The sequence below is a fragment of the Paraperibacillus marinus genome (assembly GCF_046237605.1).
Taxonomy (GTDB): Bacteria; Bacillota; Bacilli; order Bacillales; family DSM-1321; genus Paraperibacillus; species Paraperibacillus marinus.
In genome coordinates, this window is the sequence record NZ_CP143542.1 from 897,962 (window position 1) to 914,306 (window position 16,345).

General features: G+C 48.3%; 17 protein-coding genes and 1 other annotated feature. Of the genes, 11 read left to right on the forward strand and 6 right to left on the reverse strand.

All coding sequences use genetic code 11. The annotated features are described in order from the left end of the window. Positions 1-6 precede the first annotated feature (6 nt). A complete protein-coding gene (locus V1498_RS04620; protein ID WP_409297111.1) occupies positions 7-1,083 on the forward strand; it encodes a tetraprenyl-beta-curcumene synthase family protein in 1,077 nt (358 codons plus the stop codon). A gap of 225 nt (positions 1,084-1,308) precedes the next feature. On the opposite strand, the gene V1498_RS04625 is transcribed toward V1498_RS04620, so the two are convergent. Both V1498_RS04625 and V1498_RS04630 read right to left on the reverse strand, forming a co-directional pair. Next, a complete protein-coding gene (locus V1498_RS04625) occupies positions 1,309-1,881 on the reverse strand; it encodes a class I SAM-dependent methyltransferase (RefSeq protein ID WP_409297113.1) in 573 nt (190 codons plus the stop codon). Further along, entirely contained in the window at positions 1,878-2,843 is a 966-nt protein-coding gene (locus V1498_RS04630) for a TIGR01212 family radical SAM protein (RefSeq protein ID WP_409297114.1), read from the reverse strand. The genes V1498_RS04625 and V1498_RS04630 overlap by 4 nt, the downstream gene beginning before the upstream one ends. 162 nt (positions 2,844-3,005) lie before the next feature. Here V1498_RS04630 and V1498_RS04635 point away from each other — a divergent pair, with 162 nt between their 5' ends. From V1498_RS04635 to V1498_RS04650, 4 genes are all read left to right on the forward strand, one after another. Further along, positions 3,006-3,269: a YtzC family protein gene (locus V1498_RS04635; RefSeq protein WP_409297116.1), complete on the forward strand. Its 264-nt coding sequence runs from the start codon at positions 3,006-3,008 to the stop codon at positions 3,267-3,269. Positions 3,270-3,457: 188 nt separating this feature from the next. After that, entirely contained in the window at positions 3,458-4,657 is a 1,200-nt protein-coding gene (locus V1498_RS04640) for an MDR family MFS transporter (protein WP_409297117.1), read from the forward strand. A 107-nt stretch (positions 4,658-4,764) separates the two neighbouring features. Further along, positions 4,765-4,996 (forward strand) — a binding site (T-box leader). Positions 4,997-5,055: 59 nt separating this feature from the next. Further along, positions 5,056-7,470, forward strand: a complete 2,415-nt coding sequence (gene leuS / locus V1498_RS04645) for a leucine--tRNA ligase (protein WP_409297118.1) — start codon at positions 5,056-5,058, stop codon at positions 7,468-7,470. A gap of 102 nt (positions 7,471-7,572) precedes the next feature. Beyond that, a complete protein-coding gene (locus tag V1498_RS04650) occupies positions 7,573-7,794 on the forward strand; it encodes a hypothetical protein (protein ID WP_409297119.1) in 222 nt (73 codons plus the stop codon). An 81-nt stretch (positions 7,795-7,875) separates the two neighbouring features. Here the strand turns inward: V1498_RS04650 and V1498_RS04655 are convergent, their stop codons facing one another. After that, positions 7,876-8,355: a TspO/MBR family protein gene (locus V1498_RS04655; protein ID WP_409299143.1), complete on the reverse strand. Its 480-nt coding sequence runs from the start codon at positions 8,353-8,355 to the stop codon at positions 7,876-7,878. A gap of 265 nt (positions 8,356-8,620) precedes the next feature. Here V1498_RS04655 and V1498_RS04660 point away from each other — a divergent pair, with 265 nt between their 5' ends. From V1498_RS04660 to V1498_RS04675, 4 genes are all read left to right on the forward strand, one after another. After that, positions 8,621-9,211 (forward strand): biotin transporter BioY, encoded by a 591-nt coding sequence (locus V1498_RS04660; RefSeq protein ID WP_409297120.1) that lies wholly within the window; start codon positions 8,621-8,623, stop codon positions 9,209-9,211. Between the two features lie 140 nt (positions 9,212-9,351). Then, entirely contained in the window at positions 9,352-10,266 is a 915-nt protein-coding gene (gene cysK, locus V1498_RS04665) for a cysteine synthase A (RefSeq protein ID WP_409297122.1), read from the forward strand. Positions 10,267-10,291: 25 nt separating this feature from the next. Beyond that, positions 10,292-10,603 carry a rhodanese-like domain-containing protein gene (locus tag V1498_RS04670; RefSeq protein ID WP_409297123.1) on the forward strand — a complete coding sequence of 104 codons (312 nt, stop codon included), beginning with the start codon at positions 10,292-10,294 and terminating at the stop codon, positions 10,601-10,603. Positions 10,604-10,671: 68 nt separating this feature from the next. Further along, positions 10,672-10,857, forward strand: coding sequence for a sporulation protein Cse60 (locus V1498_RS04675; RefSeq protein ID WP_409297125.1), 186 nt, complete (start codon positions 10,672-10,674; stop codon positions 10,855-10,857). 57 nt (positions 10,858-10,914) lie between these two features. Here V1498_RS04675 and V1498_RS04680 read toward each other — a convergent pair whose 3' ends face one another. From V1498_RS04680 to V1498_RS04690, 3 genes are all read right to left on the reverse strand, one after another. Further along, complete coding sequence (locus tag V1498_RS04680) at positions 10,915-11,094, reverse strand: hypothetical protein (protein ID WP_409297127.1); 180 nt, start codon at positions 11,092-11,094, stop codon at positions 10,915-10,917. A 111-nt stretch (positions 11,095-11,205) separates the two neighbouring features. After that, the gene (locus V1498_RS04685; RefSeq protein WP_409297128.1) at positions 11,206-12,171 is read right to left on the reverse strand and encodes a quinone oxidoreductase family protein; all 966 of its coding nucleotides are present in this window, start codon (positions 12,169-12,171) and stop codon (positions 11,206-11,208) included. A 7-nt stretch (positions 12,172-12,178) separates the two neighbouring features. Next, positions 12,179-13,459, reverse strand: a complete 1,281-nt coding sequence (locus tag V1498_RS04690; RefSeq protein ID WP_409297129.1) for an NAD(P)/FAD-dependent oxidoreductase — start codon at positions 13,457-13,459, stop codon at positions 12,179-12,181. A 163-nt stretch (positions 13,460-13,622) separates the two neighbouring features. Here V1498_RS04690 and V1498_RS04695 point away from each other — a divergent pair, with 163 nt between their 5' ends. Both V1498_RS04695 and V1498_RS04700 read left to right on the forward strand, forming a co-directional pair. After that, positions 13,623-14,489 (forward strand): DUF4349 domain-containing protein, encoded by an 867-nt coding sequence (locus V1498_RS04695; protein ID WP_409297131.1) that lies wholly within the window; start codon positions 13,623-13,625, stop codon positions 14,487-14,489. A gap of 228 nt (positions 14,490-14,717) precedes the next feature. Next, on the forward strand, positions 14,718-16,328 hold the full coding sequence (locus V1498_RS04700; RefSeq protein WP_409297132.1) for an oligosaccharide flippase family protein: 1,611 nt from the start codon (positions 14,718-14,720) through the stop codon (positions 16,326-16,328). The last annotated feature ends 17 nt before the right edge of the window (positions 16,329-16,345 follow it).

The following is a 16,345-nucleotide window of genomic DNA, read 5'->3' on the forward strand; positions in this document are numbered from 1 at the left end:
AAGGCCATGGCGATACCGGAAACGCCGATTACATTGATGTCAAAAACTTATCTGCGCATCCTGCCGCTCGTACATAAAGAGCTTTCCCGATGGAGAAAAAAGGCGGAAGCCATTGAAGACGGGGAACTTAGGAAGCAGGCGCTTGCAAGCATCACCCGGAAAGCCTTCCATTGCGAGGGCGGAAGCATCATGGCCCTCGCTGCAGAGGAAGAAGCAGAGGAAGCAGTCAGGTTCATTGTCGCATACCAGACAATCAGCGATTATCTCGATAATTTATGTGACCGCAGCATTTCGCTCGATCCCGAAGATTTTTCCGCCCTGCATGAATCCATGATACATGCCCTGACTGTAGGAATGCCGCCCGGGGAATATTACAGGCACAGGGGAAACCCGGATGATGGGGGATATCTGAAGGATCTGGTACAGACATGCCAGGACGTCTTATCCAGGATGAATAATTACAGGGAAATAAAGCAGCACCTGCTGCAGCTCTGCTCCTATTATTGCGATCTGCAGGTACATAAACATGTTCATCCAGACAACAGGGTTCCCCGTCTGCAGGATTGGTTCAATGCGCATAAAAATGACTTGCCGGAAATGAGCTGGTACGAATTTTCCGCCTGTTCGGGATCCACCCTTGGAATTTTCTGCCTTGTATCCTATGCACTCCGGGATGATTTCGACAGCTTTCATGCCGACCTGATCTGCGAGGGGTATTTCCCCTATATCCAGGGTCTGCACATCCTGCTTGATTATTTGATTGACCAGGAAGAAGATAGAGCCGGCGGCGATTTGAATTTTTGCTTTTATTATCAGGATGAGAAAGAAATGATGGGCAGGCTGGAGTATTTTGTCCGGCAGGCTGAACAATACTCGGAGAAGCTTCCCCATAAGCAGTTCCATAAGCTCATCCACCGGGGCCTTCTCGGCATCTATTTATCGGATGAAAAGGTAAGGAGCCAGAAGAACTTGAATCAGCTCGCCAAGAAAGTAAGAAAGCTTGGCGGCGGCATCACCCTGTTTTTCTATCTCAATTGCAGAATGTACAGGGGCCTGCAGAAACTGAGCCCGGTTAAAGCATAAAACAAACATGAGTTTTCTACTAGCAGACCATGCATGGAAGGGAAACCTGGACAAGAGCAGGAACAAACACAGTAAGGCGGTGGAGCGGAGTAAGGCGCAGGCAGGAATGCCAGCAAGATCAATGATGTTCCCACCTGGCTGCAGGAAGCCTTATGATACATTGCAGCTCTGCCCCTTTTCCACAGAAGAAAAAGAGAGCGGCGTCCAAATGATGGACAGCCGCTCTTATCTTTTTTCGATTGCCAGGATAAATGGCGGATCGTTCACTTGATTGATGAAGCTGTATTGCATGACGTGGGCTTCTTCCTGCGGAATGGAAGCAGCAAAAGAAAGCACACGGTCTTTCTCCATCTTTCCCTCTGGATGGCCATGGTAGACCACAAGTACGATCACAGCTTCGGCAGCCATGATTTCAAGCAGCTGCTCGACTGCCCTGATGGTTGTACCGCCGTGTGTGGCAATGCTTTTATCCCCGCCGGGCAGATAGCCCAGGTTAAAGACCGCCCCGTTAATCTTTCCATGATAGTCTGCTGGAATATAGTCCTTTAGATTTTCATGGCCGGCATTGAAGAGAGTAACGTTGCCTTCCGCCTTTTTTTCTTCAAGTCTTTTCCTGGTGTTTTCGAGGGCTGTCTGCTGCACATCGAAGCCAAAAACATGCCCGTCTTCCCCTGTGAGCTCTGCAAGGAAGGCGGTATCATGGCCATTTCCCATTGTGGCATCAACCGCAATGCCGCCATTCGGTATGGCGAGCTGAAGAAGTTTCCGGGCGAATGGGAGGATGCGATCTAACTTCATAACATGATTTCCTCCTTTCCTGTCCAATACTTTCCCTGCCAGCTGTTCCTTTTCTTTAATTCGGCGTCAATGGAATTCAGTACATTCCACTTATTCACGCTCCACATCGGCCCGATCATCAGCTCGATTGGACCATCGCCGGTGATTCGGTGGATGATCATTCCGGGCGGCAGAATTTCCAGCTGGTCACATACCAGCGCGATATAATCTTCAAATGAAAGAAATTCAAGCAGCCCTTTTTCATATTGCTTGACCATAGGTGTCCCCTTTAAAAGGTGGAGGAGATGAATCTTTATGCCCTGTATATCAAGCTTTGCTGCTTCTTTTGCTGTTACCATCATCATCTCATAATCTTCACCCGGAAGCCCGTTAATGATATGGGTACACACTCTTATGCCATGCTTGCGGAGTTTTTCAACTCCTTCCTTGTAACAGGTGAAATCATGGGCCCTGTTTATGAGACCCGCTGTCTTTTCGTGGACTGTCTGCAGGCCGAGTTCGACCCAGAGATATGTTCTTTCGTTAAGCTCAGCCAGGTATTCCACCACATCATCCGGCAGGCAGTCCGGCCTTGTTGCGATGGATAGCCCGACGACCCCTTCTTCCATAAGGACAGTTTCATATCTCTCTTTGAGTACATGAAGGGGCGCGTGAGTATTGGTAAAAGCCTGGAAGTACGCCATGTATTTTCCGTCTTTCCATTTGGAGTGCATCTTCTCTTTAACATCCCTGAACTGTTTCTCCAGGCTGTCCGTCCTTCTTCCCGCAAAGTCTCCGGAACCGGCGGCACTGCAGAAGGTGCAGCCGCCATAAGCGGCAGTGCCATCCCTGTTGGGACAATCAAAGCCCCCATCGAGGGCGACCTTAAACACCTTATGACCAAAATGGCTTCTTAAATGATAATTCCACGTATGATATCTTTTATTATCTGATGCGTACCTAAAAGGATTGCTCTCAGCCATCGTGTCCTGTTCCTCCCGGCTATAAAATATGCATAACAGATATTCTACCATGCCCTTAAGGGGACTGTCCCCATTTCCCAGAATATTTCCCGGTTACACAGCGTGCGGCCAGGCAAACTAAAAGGGATGAACTTGCTTCATCTATTGGAGGAGGGAGAGTTTATGGCAACATATGAGTCAGTCGACAGCTTTTTAAAGGAATGCGAAGAAACGCTCAGCCTTGCCCATGAACAGTTTCAGGCAGGATCCCTGCAGGAGCATTATAGTGATGACGTTTATCTGCATGCCCAGAGGCGGCTTGAGGAGTCGTTCATGGAGCTGGAGAGACTTAAGAACAGCGCAGACCATCAACAGCGGTATCAGCTTGACCGGATGAGGATGAGACTGCAGGATATCCAGAACGAAATGATCCTCCTGGAACATTGATACAGCAAGCTTATTCCAGGCCATTGCACAACATGTGCAATGGCCTTTTTTCGTGTGCAGGAGCCATCCATCCGGCCTTGTCAAAACAAGATGGAATAAGTCAAAAAATAACCATTGCCAACAGCTGAGATAATCATTAGAATTATTTTGGTGTTCGAAACATTTTATGAGTAAAGAAGGAGATTCAAATGCCAAAAAATCTATGGCTGCTTATCATCGGCATGGTTATAAATGTAACAGGAAACTCATTCTTATGGCCGCTGAATGCAATTTATATACATGATCATCTCGGGAAATCCCTGTCGGTCGCCGGATTTGTACTGATGGCCAATGCCTTCGCCTCTGTTGTAGGAAATCTAATAGGGGGAAGTTTGTTCGACAGGATCGGCGGCTACAAAACGACCATCCTTGGCATAACGATTGCACTGGCTGCCTTGATTGGCTTAACACTTAATCATACCTGGATCTACTATGTGGTTTATTTAATCATTATTGGTTTCGGGACAGGGATCGTCTTTCCCTCGCTGTATGCACTGGCAGGAACGGTTTGGAAAGAGGGAGGAAGAAAGGCGTTCAATGCGATTTATATTGCCCAGAATGTCGGTGTAGCCGCCGGGTCGGCACTAGGCGGACTCGTGGCTTCGTATTCCTTTGATCTTATATTCATCTCCAATACTGTCATGTATGTGCTGTTCCTTTTGGTCGTTGTGTTCGGCTTCCGGGGAATGGCCCGTGGAGCGGCAGTACAGGCGTCAAGCCCCTTGCTTTCCGAACAAAAGCCGATGCGGGACCTTGTGAAGATTCAGGCACTGCTCATGCTTTGTTTCGGCTATCTATTATGCTGGATCGGCTATGTGCAGTGGCAGTCGACCATTGCTTCCTATACACAGGAAATAGGGGTAAGCCTGAAGCAGTACAGCATTCTGTGGACGATTAACGGCGCGATCATCGTATTCGCACAGCCTGCTGTCAATTTCTTCGTACAGTCATTCATGAAAAAAGTAAAAGCGCAAATTATTCTTGGAATCGTCATCTTTATCGGCTCCTTTATCATCGCCTCCCTCGCAGACGGATTCTCCGGATTTCTGACAGCCATGATCGTCCTGTCTGTAGGGGAAATGTTCGTCTGGCCGGCTGTTCCTGCGCTTGCCAACCAAATTGCCCCAAAAGGCAGGGAGGGGTTTTATCAGGGCATCGTCAACAGTACCGCCACGGGCGGGCGCATGCTCGGACCGACCATCGGCGGCCTGCTGGCAGACTATTATGGCATGAGCATGATGTTCGTTGTCCTCATCGTCCTTTTTGCAGCAGCCATCTGTATCACTGCGGTCTATGACCGCCGCCTGAAGAGCAGCGGAGAAGCCATGTCCCCTGCCGAGGCCGGGTGACTATTTTAGGAACTTGGATGTATAGGCAGGAATAAAATAGGATATCCTGCTAAAAGCAGCTTGCTTTTTTTAGGACTTTTATCTAAAATATGAATTATCTATTCATAAACAGGGCTATGACAAGGAGTAGTAGCGATTAGAACTCGTCTAAAGAGAGTTGGCGGCCGGTGCAAGCCAACCGAGAATGATTGCGAACTCGCCTTCGAGCTGCAGGCATGAAAGAATGAACTAGTGCCTGGCGTTTGATCCGCGTTAAGGATTTTTTTGAGCGGGTGCTGATGTTTTGGCACTTATGTGGGTGGTACCGCGGGAAGATATAACAATCCTCTCGTCCCTCTTTTTAGGAGGGATGAGAGGATTTTTTTATGATCTGCAGAAGGAAAATAGGAGGAAAGAACATGAACTTTTTTCATAAGAAAATAGAAAAAAAGTGGCAAAAGCATTGGGAAGAAAACAAAACATTCAAAACAAGCGAAGATGAAAATAAAAAGAAGTTTTACGCGCTTGATATGTTCCCTTATCCATCAGGTGCGGGGCTGCATGTCGGACATCCCGAGGGATACACGGCAACTGATATCCTGTCGAGGATGAAACGGATGCAGGGCTTCAAAGTATTGCATCCGATAGGCTGGGATGCATTTGGGCTGCCTGCGGAGCAATATGCACTGGATACGGGGAACGACCCGGCTGAATTCACGGAGCAGAATATCGAGACATTCCGCCGCCAAATTAAAGAGCTCGGATTCTCCTATGACTGGGACCGTGAAGTAAATACGACAGATCCAGAGTATTATAAGTGGACACAGTGGATCTTCCTCAAGTTATATGAAAAAGGCCTTGCGTATGTAGACGAAGTGCCGGTGAACTGGTGCCCGGCGCTTGGAACCGTACTTGCCAACGAAGAAGTGATTGATGGTAAAAGTGAACGCGGGGGGCACCCGGTGGAACGCCGCCCGATGAGACAGTGGATGCTTCGGATCACGGCCTATGCCGACCGTCTGGCTGAGGATTTGGAAGAGCTTGACTGGCCGGAAAGCCTGAAAGACATGCAGCGCAACTGGATCGGCCGCTCGGAAGGTGCAGAGCTGGATTTCCAAGTAGAAGGCAGCGAGGAAACCTTCAGAGTCTTTACAACCCGTCCTGATACACTGTTTGGCGCCACATATGCAGTGCTTGCACCAGAACATAAGCTTGTGGAAAAGATCACCACAGCCGGGCAAAAGGAAGCAGTGGACGCTTATATCAATAAAATCAAGCATAAGAGCGACCTTGAAAGAACGGACCTTGCGAAGGAAAAAACCGGTGTGTTCACAGGAGCTTATGCAGTCAACCCTGTCAATCAGGAAAAAATGCCGATCTGGATCGCTGATTATGTGCTTGCATCCTATGGAACAGGTGCCATTATGGCAGTTCCTGCGCATGATGAGCGTGATTATGAATTCGCGAAGGAATTCGGCCTTCCAATCACCGAAGTGGTGTCAGGGGGAGACGTCGAGTCTGAAGCTTATACCGGCGATGGCCCCCATGTGAACTCAGGATTCCTGAATGGGACGAATAAAGAAGAAGGCATCCAGCAGATGATCGCCTGGCTTGAGGACAAAGGGATAGGCGAGAAGAAAGTGACTTACCGTCTCCGCGACTGGCTGTTCAGCCGCCAGCGTTATTGGGGTGAGCCGATTCCCGTCATTCACTGGGAAGACGGAGAAAGCACGGCGGTCAAAGAAGAGGAGCTTCCGCTTATCCTTCCTAAAACAACAGAAATCAAGCCTTCAGGCACTGGCGAATCCCCGCTTGCCAATATTGATGACTGGGTGAATGTCACGGACGAGAATGGACGGAAGGGGCGCCGTGAAACCAATACCATGCCGCAATGGGCAGGAAGCTGCTGGTATTATCTGCGCTATATTGATCCTGACAACAAGGAAGCCCTGGCGGATGCAGAAAAGCTGAAAGAATGGCTTCCGGTCGATATATATGTAGGCGGTGCCGAACATGCGGTGCTTCACCTGCTGTATGCGCGTTTCTGGCACAAATTCTTATACGATATCGGCGTGGTCCCGACAAAGGAACCGTTCCAAAAGCTGTATAACCAGGGCATGATCCTTGGTGAAAATAACGAAAAAATGAGTAAATCCAAAGGCAATGTTGTCAATCCCGATGAAATCATAGAAAGTCATGGAGCAGATACGCTGCGTCTTTATGAAATGTTCATGGGGCCGCTGGATGCATCCATCGCCTGGTCAACGAACGGGCTGGATGGTTCACGCCGCTTTCTTGACAGAATCTGGCGCCTTTTGGTAGAAGAGAATGGTTCACTTTCTCCTAAAGTGACAGACAAGGAAAGCAGTGCTTCCCTTGAAAAGGTGTATCACCAGACAGTCAAGAAAGTCACGGAAGACTATGAAGGCATTCGTTTCAACACGGCAATTTCCCAGCTGATGGTGTTCATCAATGAAGCATATAAGGCAGATGAGCTTCCAAAGGCCTATATTGAAGGATTTGTAAAAATGCTTTCCCCTATCTGTCCTCATATCTGTGAGGAGCTGTGGGAGAAACTTGGGCACACTGAATCCATTTCCTATGAAGCATGGCCGGCTTATGATGAAGCCAAGCTGGTAGCTGATGAAGTGGAAATCGTGGTCCAGGTTAACGGTAAAATGAAGCAGAAGCTTATGGTTCCGGCAGGGGCATCCCGCGAGGAGCTTGAGCAGATGGCCATGGACAGCGGCACAATCCAGGAGCAGCTGGATGGAAGGACTGTACGCAAGGTCATCGCCGTTCCAGGGAAGCTTGTCAATATCGTAGCAAATTAATTAAAAAGGGCAGCCTGCTTTTTGCAGGCTGTCTTTGTTAAATTATCAGGATTCGGGGGTATACTATTTCTGCAGGGCACGATATAAGGAGGCTGTTTGCAGATGAAAAACCATCACTATGTATTAAAAAGTTCGGTGGATGCAGAAGAGCTTGCCGAGGATTTGCGGCTGCAGCTAGAAATCAACCGTTTCAGCAATTATTCCATCACACCGATTCCGTCAAAGAATAAATTGATTGTGCAGGTTCCGGATGCTGATGGTCCTCTTGAGGAGACGATAGATATTTTTATGGCTGATTATCGAAAAACAGAGTCACTTGAATAGGCAGGTACAAAAAAAGAGCCAGGCTTCATGCCCCCGCCATAGACAGCGGGAACTGAAGCCTGGCTCTTTCGTTTGCAGCCTTCAGCTCTTCTGTCTGTTCAGCTTCCACACTGAATAGTTCAGGGCCATCGCAAAAGCTGCCCACAGGGCATATGGAACCATGGCAAGTCCTGCAGCTTTGTCTTCCTGGTAAAACTCATACCCTGTAAGAGTCACCATTGAAAACAGCATGGCAACTTCGAGAAAGGCAGTCCCTCTAAGTCCCCATTTGAAAAACAAGAAAGACCAAAGGAAATTAAGTCCGAGCTGGGTGTTATAAAAGGCAAGGCTCTTTGGATCCTGGCTCTGTTTAGACGCCACACGGTACCGCGCAGCGCCCATCAGTGTGTACAATCCTGTCCATACTATTGGAAAAACCCATGACGGAGGGGGAAAACCCGGCTTCTTCAAATCCCTGTAAATTTCCTTCGTATTCCTCGATGCCAGATAACCAGTCAAAGTCCCGCCCGCAACCGGAACCAGGACATTCACTGCAAGCTTCATAAGTCCATTACTTTTCATCACAAACCAACCTCCCCGTTTAAAGAATCCACTCCCTCAAACTATTGCCTTCAATAGAGCATTTAAACATGGGAAATGGGGGACTGTCCCCCATTTCCCGGGGGCCAATCCCTTGCCGGAGTATGCATACAGGGGTGAAGGGTTGTCCGGGAAATAAGGGACAGGCCCCATTTCCTGGATGTATGTAAACCTAATTAATTAACGGTTGACAAAACGAGTCTGCGACTTTATCTTTAAGGTATACATATGAGGGGAGACAAATTGAATGAAGCTTAGAACGATTGACCTGACGCTTTCTGCATTGTTTATTACGCTTATGGCGATTGGTGCCAACATCACTTCCGTTGCTCCGTTTATGATGGTTGGTACTGTGCCGATTACGCTCCAGACGTTTTTTGCTGTTTTGGCAGGGCTTGTCCTCGGCAGCAGGCTGGGGGCATTTGCCATGACCGGATATGCGCTCGCCGGACTGGTAGGCATACCGGTATTCGCAAAGTTCGGGGCTGGTTTCTCAACCATCCTGAGCCCTACTTTCGGATTTATTCTATCCTATATCTTTACGGCCTATATCGCAGGCAGAATTATTGAGAAGTACAAAAGCCCGAAGGCTTATGTGGCCGCCGCCCTGACAGGGATGGCGGTGAATTATCTGTTCGGGACCAACTGGATGTATATGGCCTACAAACTATGGGCCGCAAGCCCGCCGGCATTCAGCTATAAAGTCGCCTGGCTGTGGATGCTTGCTCCGCTGCCAAAGGATATTATACTTTCTGCAGCGGCCGGCCTGATGGGGCACCGCCTGCAAAAAACGGTATTATCGAAGAGCCAGTTCAAATATATAAAAAGGGCATCATAAGCGGGCGAATCAGCAGCTGTTACTAAGGTAACGCTGCTTTTTTAATACTGATGGCGTAAAAGTCACCCCATTGGTAATCATAATAAGGTTTTTGATACAATGATGATAACGATAAGCCATCAAATGGGGAGATTTTAACTATGAAGGTTGTAAACAATATTACGGATTTGATCGGTGATACACCGGTGGTCCGTTTAAATAGGGTCGTCCCGGAAGGAGCGGCAGACGTCTATGTAAAGCTCGAAATGTTCAATCCGTCCAAAAGCGTCAAGGACCGGGCCGCATTCAATATGATCAAGACCGCAGAGGAAGAAGGGCGCCTTAAGCCGGGCGATACCATCATCGAACCGACGAGCGGCAATACAGGCATAGGCCTAGCCATGGCGGCGGCTGCAAGGGGGTATCGTGCGATCCTCATCATGCCGGATAACATGACACAGGAAAGAATCAACATCCTTAAAGCATATGGAGCGGAGGTCGTGCTGACGCCAAGCGAGCAGAAGATGCCGGGTGCCATCCAAAAAGCATTGGAGTTAAAGGAAAGCATACCGGGAAGCTTCATTCCGCAGCAGTTTGAGAATGCCGCCAATCCGGATATCCACCGCACGACGACAGCCATGGAAATATACAGCCAGATGGACGGGAAACTGGATGCGTTCGTTGCGACCGCCGGCACCGGCGGTACGATAACGGGTACGGGAGAAAAGCTGAAAGAACTGCTCCCAGACCTGTATATTGCGGTCGTGGAGCCCCAAGGATCCCCGGTGCTGTCAGGAGGCAAGCCGGGTCCGCATAAATTAGTGGGCACGAGTCCAGGCTTCATACCGAGCATCCTGAATGAGAAGGTATATGATGAAATCGTGCAGATTGCCGATGAAGATGCTGTCGGTATGTTCAAAAGGCTTGCAAGGGAAGAAGGACTATTCCTCGGCCTCTCTGCAGGGGCAGCCGTCTATGCAGCCATTGAGACAGCCGTCGGGCTCGGCAGGGGCAAAAAGGTGCTGTGTATTGCACCGGATAGCGGTGAACGCTACCTCAGCATGGATTTAATTTAAGTAATACTCAATAGTGGAGGGTACCATGGAAAATTATAAAACCATTACTACAGATGAGCTTCAGGAGAAAATAGAAAAAGATGAAAATTTGCTGCTCGTGGATGTGCGCGAGGATGAAGAAGTGGAAACAGGCATGATCCCAGGCGCCATCCATATCAAAATGGGTGATATCCCTGAGAGGCTTGATTCATTCGATAAGGACAAGGAGTATATCTTCATCTGCCGTTCGGGCGGAAGGAGCGGGAGAGTATGTTCCTACCTTCAGGACCAGGGGTATCAGGTTGTTAACATGGAAGGCGGCATGCTGGACTGGAAGGGCGAAAAAGTATTTAAATAATTTTGAATTGTTTATTCCCTCCTCATTTTGGCCATACTGGCTAAAAAAGCGAGGGGAGATAAGCGGCTGTGATTCAGGTAAAGCTATTTGATTATGAACATGAGAAAGATCTGGAAAAGGGAATGAACTCATTCCTTAGGGATGTACAGGATAATCAGATTGTCGATATTAAGTATCATGTTGCTGCCATGAGCGAGGAAGACGAGGAACAAATCTACTGTTTCAGCGCCATGGTCATCTACCGGAAAAAATAAATGCACCCTGCGTATGAAACGCGGGTGCATTTTTTTGTTTGATTCAGCAGGTAAGCATTAAGTGCCCATCTTCCTGCGCTGATTGCTGACCTTTTTTGTCTGCTGGCTTTTCATTTTCTGACCGCCCTGCAAACCTCCGCCATGATTCTGGCTTCCTGAAGTCTGATTTTTTTTATTGGCGAGCTGCTGCTTGATTGCATCCTGCAGGCTCACTTTCTTTTTAGGTGTTTCAGCCATTGCTCTAACCTCCTGACTACTTATTAGTCTAGTATAATCGATTGCATAGCCGAAGGGGAAGATGTAAAAATGTCCTTTCTATAAATCGAAAGGGGCTGGCACTCCCGAAAATCAGGGGATGAGCAAAATCTTGCCGGAGCTTTTCCTGCTTTCAATCAGGCGGTGAGCCCCGGCACCGTCTTTAAGCTTGAACAGTGTTGGCGGAGCAAGCTTGACCGCGCCGCTCCTGATCAGCTCAAAAAGACCTTCTGAACGGCTGAGCCGTTCTTCTCTCGAAGTCAGGTAGCTCCAGAGATCTCCGCCAGTCAGCGTTTTGGAGGTATCCATAAGCATCCTTGGATCGACCGGTGCAGGATCTCCTCCTGCCATTCCATAAAAGACCACCGTCCCGCGTTCCCTGGTGCAGAGGAAGCTGTCCATAAGGGTAGATCCTATTGAATCATAAGCTGCATCCACTCCCCGGCCCCCTGTAAATTCAAGCACTTCATCCGTCCAGCTGCCGCTGTACAGAAACACTTCATCAGCGCCTGCCTTCAGGGCAGTCATTCTTTTCTCTTCAGAAGAAGTAAGTCCGATTACATATGCCCCTTTATGCTTTGCGATTCCTGTAAGCAGCTGGCCGACACCGCCTGCTGCCGCATGCACGAGGATCGTCTGGCCTTTTTCCACTGAATGGCTGTCATGTGTCAGGTATTGGGCAGTCAATCCCTGAAGCATAACGGAAGCCGCCGTCTCAAACGAAATATCATGGGGAAGGGGAATGGCATGATCTTCATGGACGGCGACAAACTCAGCATTTGCATGGGGAGCATCAGCAAAGGCAACAGCATCCCCAGGCTTGAGGGATGTGACATCAGCCCCTGTTTCCACCACTACGCCCGCACCCTCATATCCGAGTATAAAAGGCGGTTTTCCGACCAGGTGATAATTGCCTTTCCGGCGGTAAATATCCGCAAAGTTCAGGCCGATTGCTCTTGTTTCAACCAATACATCATGGCTGCCGATCTCAGGCGCGGGTATTTCTGTATAAGATAAAACCTCTGGACCGCCAAATTCATTGAATACCAGTGCTTTCATTCAAAGATCATCCTTTCACTTTTAAGCCCTTGCTGTATAGGGCTGCATTCAATCCTGCAAGCCTTCCTGTGACCAGGGCAGAGGTAATATTATAGCCGCCGGTGTAGCCGTGGATATCAAGAATCTCACCGCAGAAATACAGGCCGTCCATAAATTTGGAGGCCATTTCTTTCGGATGTATTTCTTTGACAGAAACTCCTCCTCCTGTGACAAATGCTTTTTCAAGAGACAGTGTGCCATTGACAGTGAACGTGAATTCCTTGCAGAGACCTGCAAATGCCCGGAGCTTCTCATGGGAAATCGTTGAGCCTTGGGCTCCTGGGTCGATGCCGGCCCGTTCCAGCAGAAAATGGAGATATCTCTCTGGGAGCAAGCCTTTCCATATGTTTTTAACAGCTTTTTTTGGCTCCTGCTTGACTTCCTGATGGATGGCCTGGAACAGCTCTTCGGCATTCTGGTCAGGGAGAGAATCCAATTTCATCGTAACGGCGGGAAGATTCCATTTCTTCATTGCTTTTACAACAAATTGACTGCAGCGCAGAACGGCCGGGCCCGATATGCCAAAATGGGTAAAGATCATATCCATCCGGTGGGTGATCAAGGCTTTCCCTTTTGGATTCAATACGCTGAGTGCCACACTTTTCAGGGACAGCCCTTGCAGCGTTTTTTCTTTTATAAAGGATTCATTTGACGTGACAGGGACTTCTGTCGGGAACAAGTCTGTAATGGTATGGCCGGCTTTTTTTGCCCATGCATACCCATCCCCCGTTGATCCTGTATGAGGGACAGATTTCCCGCCAACCGCAATAACGACGGCTTTTCCGCGGATTTTCTGTCCGTCCTTCAGCAGGACAGAGTCAAAGCGTCCGTTTTCGTAAAAAACATCCTTCACCGGAGAATTTGTATAAATGGTAACCTTTAAATCCTCAAGCCTGGAAAGGAGAGCATCGACAACACTCTGTGCTTTATCTGTAACCGGGAACATCCTTCCGTGATCTTCCTCCTTGAGCCCAATGCCCAGGTTTTCAAAGAAACGGATGATATCCTCATTGCTGAATTCAGAAAAGGCGCTGTATAAAAATCGTCCATTCCCCGGTATATGTTTTACGATTTCATCAACAGGGAGACGGTTTGTCACATTGCATCTTCCCCCTCCGGATATGGCCAGCTTTCTCCCAAGTTTCTCACCCTTGTCAATCAATAAAATCTTGCCGCCCTTTTCGCCGGCCGCAATGGCAGACATCAGGCCGGAGGGACCGCCGCCAATCACAATTACATCATATTCCATTTATTTATCACCCTGATTTCTATATTCATTAATCAATCCATTAAAAAGTGTGATCAAAATATTACCTTATTATATAGCATAACTTCTCTATAAAAAAACAATTGGCAGGATTTGCAACATTTTTGGGAGGCAAGACGTCTATTGGAAAAAGGGGGATCCAGATATGAAATCGATATGTAAAGCATTGGCTGCGGCTGTCCTGATATTTACTCTTGCTGCCTGCAGCAATGATGGAAGCATGAAAAGCGAATCCGGTTCTACTGAAAAAAGAGATGCTGCGGAAAACAGCAGCGACAAAATAGAAATAGGGGAGAAAAAGTCTGAAACCAATGAAAGTCCGTCTGAAAAGAAAATCATTTATAAAGCAGAAATTGATGCGGCAGTTAAAAAATTCAGCCGGTTCGAAAATGCTTTGGAAAAAGAGCTTGCTTCAAGCAAAGGGTATATTGTTACCAAGGAAGTTTATAATGCGGAGGAAAACAGCCATGAGGGCACATTTGAAATCAGGGTCCCGCAGCCTGCCCTGCAATCCTTCCTGAGCCGGCTTGAAGGCATAAAGGACTTTAAGATAAACACGCAGTCGGTCAAAGGGGAAGATGTCACGGAGGAATATGTGGACCTTGCTTCCCGTCTTAAAGCAAAGCAGGCTGTGGAAAAGAGGCTGTACAGTTTTATGGAAAGAGCAGAGGAAACGGAAGGACTGCTTCAAATCTCGAGTGACTTAGGAAAGATACAGGAAGAAATTGAAAGCATTAAAGGAAGGATGCAGTATCTGGACAAAAATAGTGCCTTCAGTTCTGTCAGCCTTCATGTGGCGGAAAATGGGATTGTTGTTCCCGAGCTTGATACTAAAGAACTGAATACATGGGAGCGCAGCAAGAAAAGTTTTATTCAGACTGTGCAGGGCCTGGCGGGCTTCATCTCTGGGCTGATGGTCTTTTTGATCGGAGGAGCGCCTGTTTTGAGCCCTCTCCTGCTGATTGCCTGGGCGGCATGGCACTTAATCAAAAAGCGAAAGCGTGAAGGATGAGCAGAGGAATTTCACTGCCAGGAGAGAGCAGGCAGTATTCTATGCAGATGTCCCCTCCCTGACCATGCTTTAACACCGCCTGTACTTTCTGTTTGTAAACAGGAGTTGGTGCAGGTACAATGGGGAAGTGTGAAAATTATGGAAGACATGTGTTTACATCATGTTTTTTTTTGAACTATGATATGATTAAATGCGTGTTTAATTCGTATAGATACAGGAAGGGATCATATGTCATCTAAGCTTGTAAGGGGCACTTTTGTCCTTACTATCGGGATGGTCCTGTCTAAAGTACTGGGCCTTCTGTATGTCGTTCCGTTTGATGCTATTGTAGGTGTGGAAGGGTTTGAATTATATCAATACGCGTATGTGCCCTATACGATTTTTATAAGCATCGCGACTGCGGGCGTGCCGCTCGCCGTTTCGAAGTTCATCGCCAAGTATAATGCCATGGGCGAATATAAGGTCGGCCGTAAGCTTTTTAAATCGGGCCTTAAGGTCATGATGGCGACCGGCTTGATCGCCTTCATCCTTCTCTATCTGCTGGCCCCTGTATTCGCAGCGGCGAGCGAGGCCAGGAATTTTACAGTTGAGGAAGTTACCACAGTCATCAGGGCGGTAAGCTTTGCCTTGATCCTCATCCCGTTCATGAGCCTGATCAGAGGGTTTTTCCAGGGTCATGAATCCATGGGTCCGACAGCGGTTTCCCAGGTGGTCGAACAGCTGGTCCGGATCATAGTCCTTCTCGGGGGCGCATTTGTTGTTCTGAAGGTCATGGATGGCAGCCTTGTCACAGCCATCAGTGCCGCTACATTCGCGGCCTTCGTGGGAGCGATCGGCAGCCTTGCTGTCCTTGTCTGGTACTGGATCAAGCGCAAGCCGAACTTTGACAAACTCCTGGAAGAGGACAAGGGGACACTGGATGTTTCTCTGAAGGACATTTATAAAGAAATTATTTTATATGCGATACCATTTGTGTTTGTGGGTATTGCCATGCCGCTGTTCCAGTGGATCGACACATTGACATTCAATCGGGCAATGGCCGAAGCCGGAGCAACCGGGGAAGAAACAGGGAATGCGCTCGGCATTCTGAATGTCGCAGCCCAGAAGCTGGTCATCATTCCGATGACGCTGGCAACCGGCTTTTCGCTGAGCCTTGTGCCCAATATAACGAAGGCGTATGTGGAAAATAAATATACATCGTTCACGAATCACCTGAACCAGGCCATCCAGATCCTGCTGTTCTTGACATTCCCCGCAGTCGTCGGCATGGCGCTGCTGGCTGAACCTGTGTATTCCGCTTTTTATGGGTATGATAAGCTTGGGGTCGAGGTCCTCCAGACGTATGCACCTGCTGCCATCCTGTTTGCCTTGTTCTCGATCAGTGCCGCTGTCCTGCAAGGTATCAATCAGCAGCGCTTTACAATCCTCAGCCTCATGGTCGGCATTTTGCTGAAATTGAGCCTGAATATCCCGCTGATCCATCTTTTTGAAACAAAGGGTTCCATCTATGCGACCAGCATCGGATATCTGGCCGCAAGTTTAATCAATTTCTATGTAATCCAATATTTTACCGGCTATCGCTATTCGCTCGTGATCAGGCGGATGATCCTGATGATCTTCCTGACACTGCTTATGGCCATTTCCGTATTCGCCGCAGAGAGCCTGCTTGGATTGTTCCTGGATACAGAAGCCAGGGTTCAATCCTTACTTGTGATAGCCGGCTGTGCGCTGGTCGGGGCAGCAGTCTACTTCGCGGCCGCCCTGAAAAGCAAGCTTGCCCATAAATTGTTCGGGTCTCAGGTTGAAAGGCTGCAGCGCAAGCTTAAGCTGAAAGGATAGAATGTCAGGGCCCGGGT

Excerpts from the sequence above, each read along its gene's own strand:
- leuS (WP_409297118.1), top strand. The coding sequence starts at position 5,056 with ATGAACTTTTTTCATAAGAAAATAGAAAAAAAGTGGCAAAAGCATTGG.
- V1498_RS04635 (WP_409297116.1), top strand. The coding sequence starts at position 3,006 with ATGGCAACATATGAGTCAGTCGACAGCTTTTTAAAGGAATGCGAAGAA.
- V1498_RS04640 (WP_409297117.1), top strand. The coding sequence starts at position 3,458 with ATGCCAAAAAATCTATGGCTGCTTATCATCGGCATGGTTATAAATGTA.
- V1498_RS04660 (WP_409297120.1), top strand. The coding sequence starts at position 8,621 with ATGAAGCTTAGAACGATTGACCTGACGCTTTCTGCATTGTTTATTACG.
- V1498_RS04685 (WP_409297128.1), bottom strand. The coding sequence starts at position 12,171 with ATGAAAGCACTGGTATTCAATGAATTTGGCGGTCCAGAGGTTTTATCT.
- V1498_RS04695 (WP_409297131.1), top strand. The coding sequence starts at position 13,623 with ATGAAATCGATATGTAAAGCATTGGCTGCGGCTGTCCTGATATTTACT.
- V1498_RS04620 (WP_409297111.1), top strand. The coding sequence starts at position 7 with ATGGCGATACCGGAAACGCCGATTACATTGATGTCAAAAACTTATCTG.
- V1498_RS04630 (WP_409297114.1), bottom strand. The coding sequence starts at position 2,843 with ATGGCTGAGAGCAATCCTTTTAGGTACGCATCAGATAATAAAAGATAT.
- V1498_RS04700 (WP_409297132.1), top strand. The coding sequence starts at position 14,718 with ATGTCATCTAAGCTTGTAAGGGGCACTTTTGTCCTTACTATCGGGATG.
- V1498_RS04680 (WP_409297127.1), bottom strand. The coding sequence starts at position 11,094 with ATGGCTGAAACACCTAAAAAGAAAGTGAGCCTGCAGGATGCAATCAAG.
- V1498_RS04650 (WP_409297119.1), top strand. The coding sequence starts at position 7,573 with ATGAAAAACCATCACTATGTATTAAAAAGTTCGGTGGATGCAGAAGAG.
- V1498_RS04655 (WP_409299143.1), bottom strand. The coding sequence starts at position 8,355 with ATGAAAAGTAATGGACTTATGAAGCTTGCAGTGAATGTCCTGGTTCCG.
- cysK (WP_409297122.1), top strand. The coding sequence starts at position 9,352 with ATGAAGGTTGTAAACAATATTACGGATTTGATCGGTGATACACCGGTG.
- V1498_RS04690 (WP_409297129.1), bottom strand. The coding sequence starts at position 13,459 with ATGGAATATGATGTAATTGTGATTGGCGGCGGTCCCTCCGGCCTGATG.
- V1498_RS04625 (WP_409297113.1), bottom strand. The coding sequence starts at position 1,881 with ATGAAGTTAGATCGCATCCTCCCATTCGCCCGGAAACTTCTTCAGCTC.
- V1498_RS04670 (WP_409297123.1), top strand. The coding sequence starts at position 10,292 with ATGGAAAATTATAAAACCATTACTACAGATGAGCTTCAGGAGAAAATA.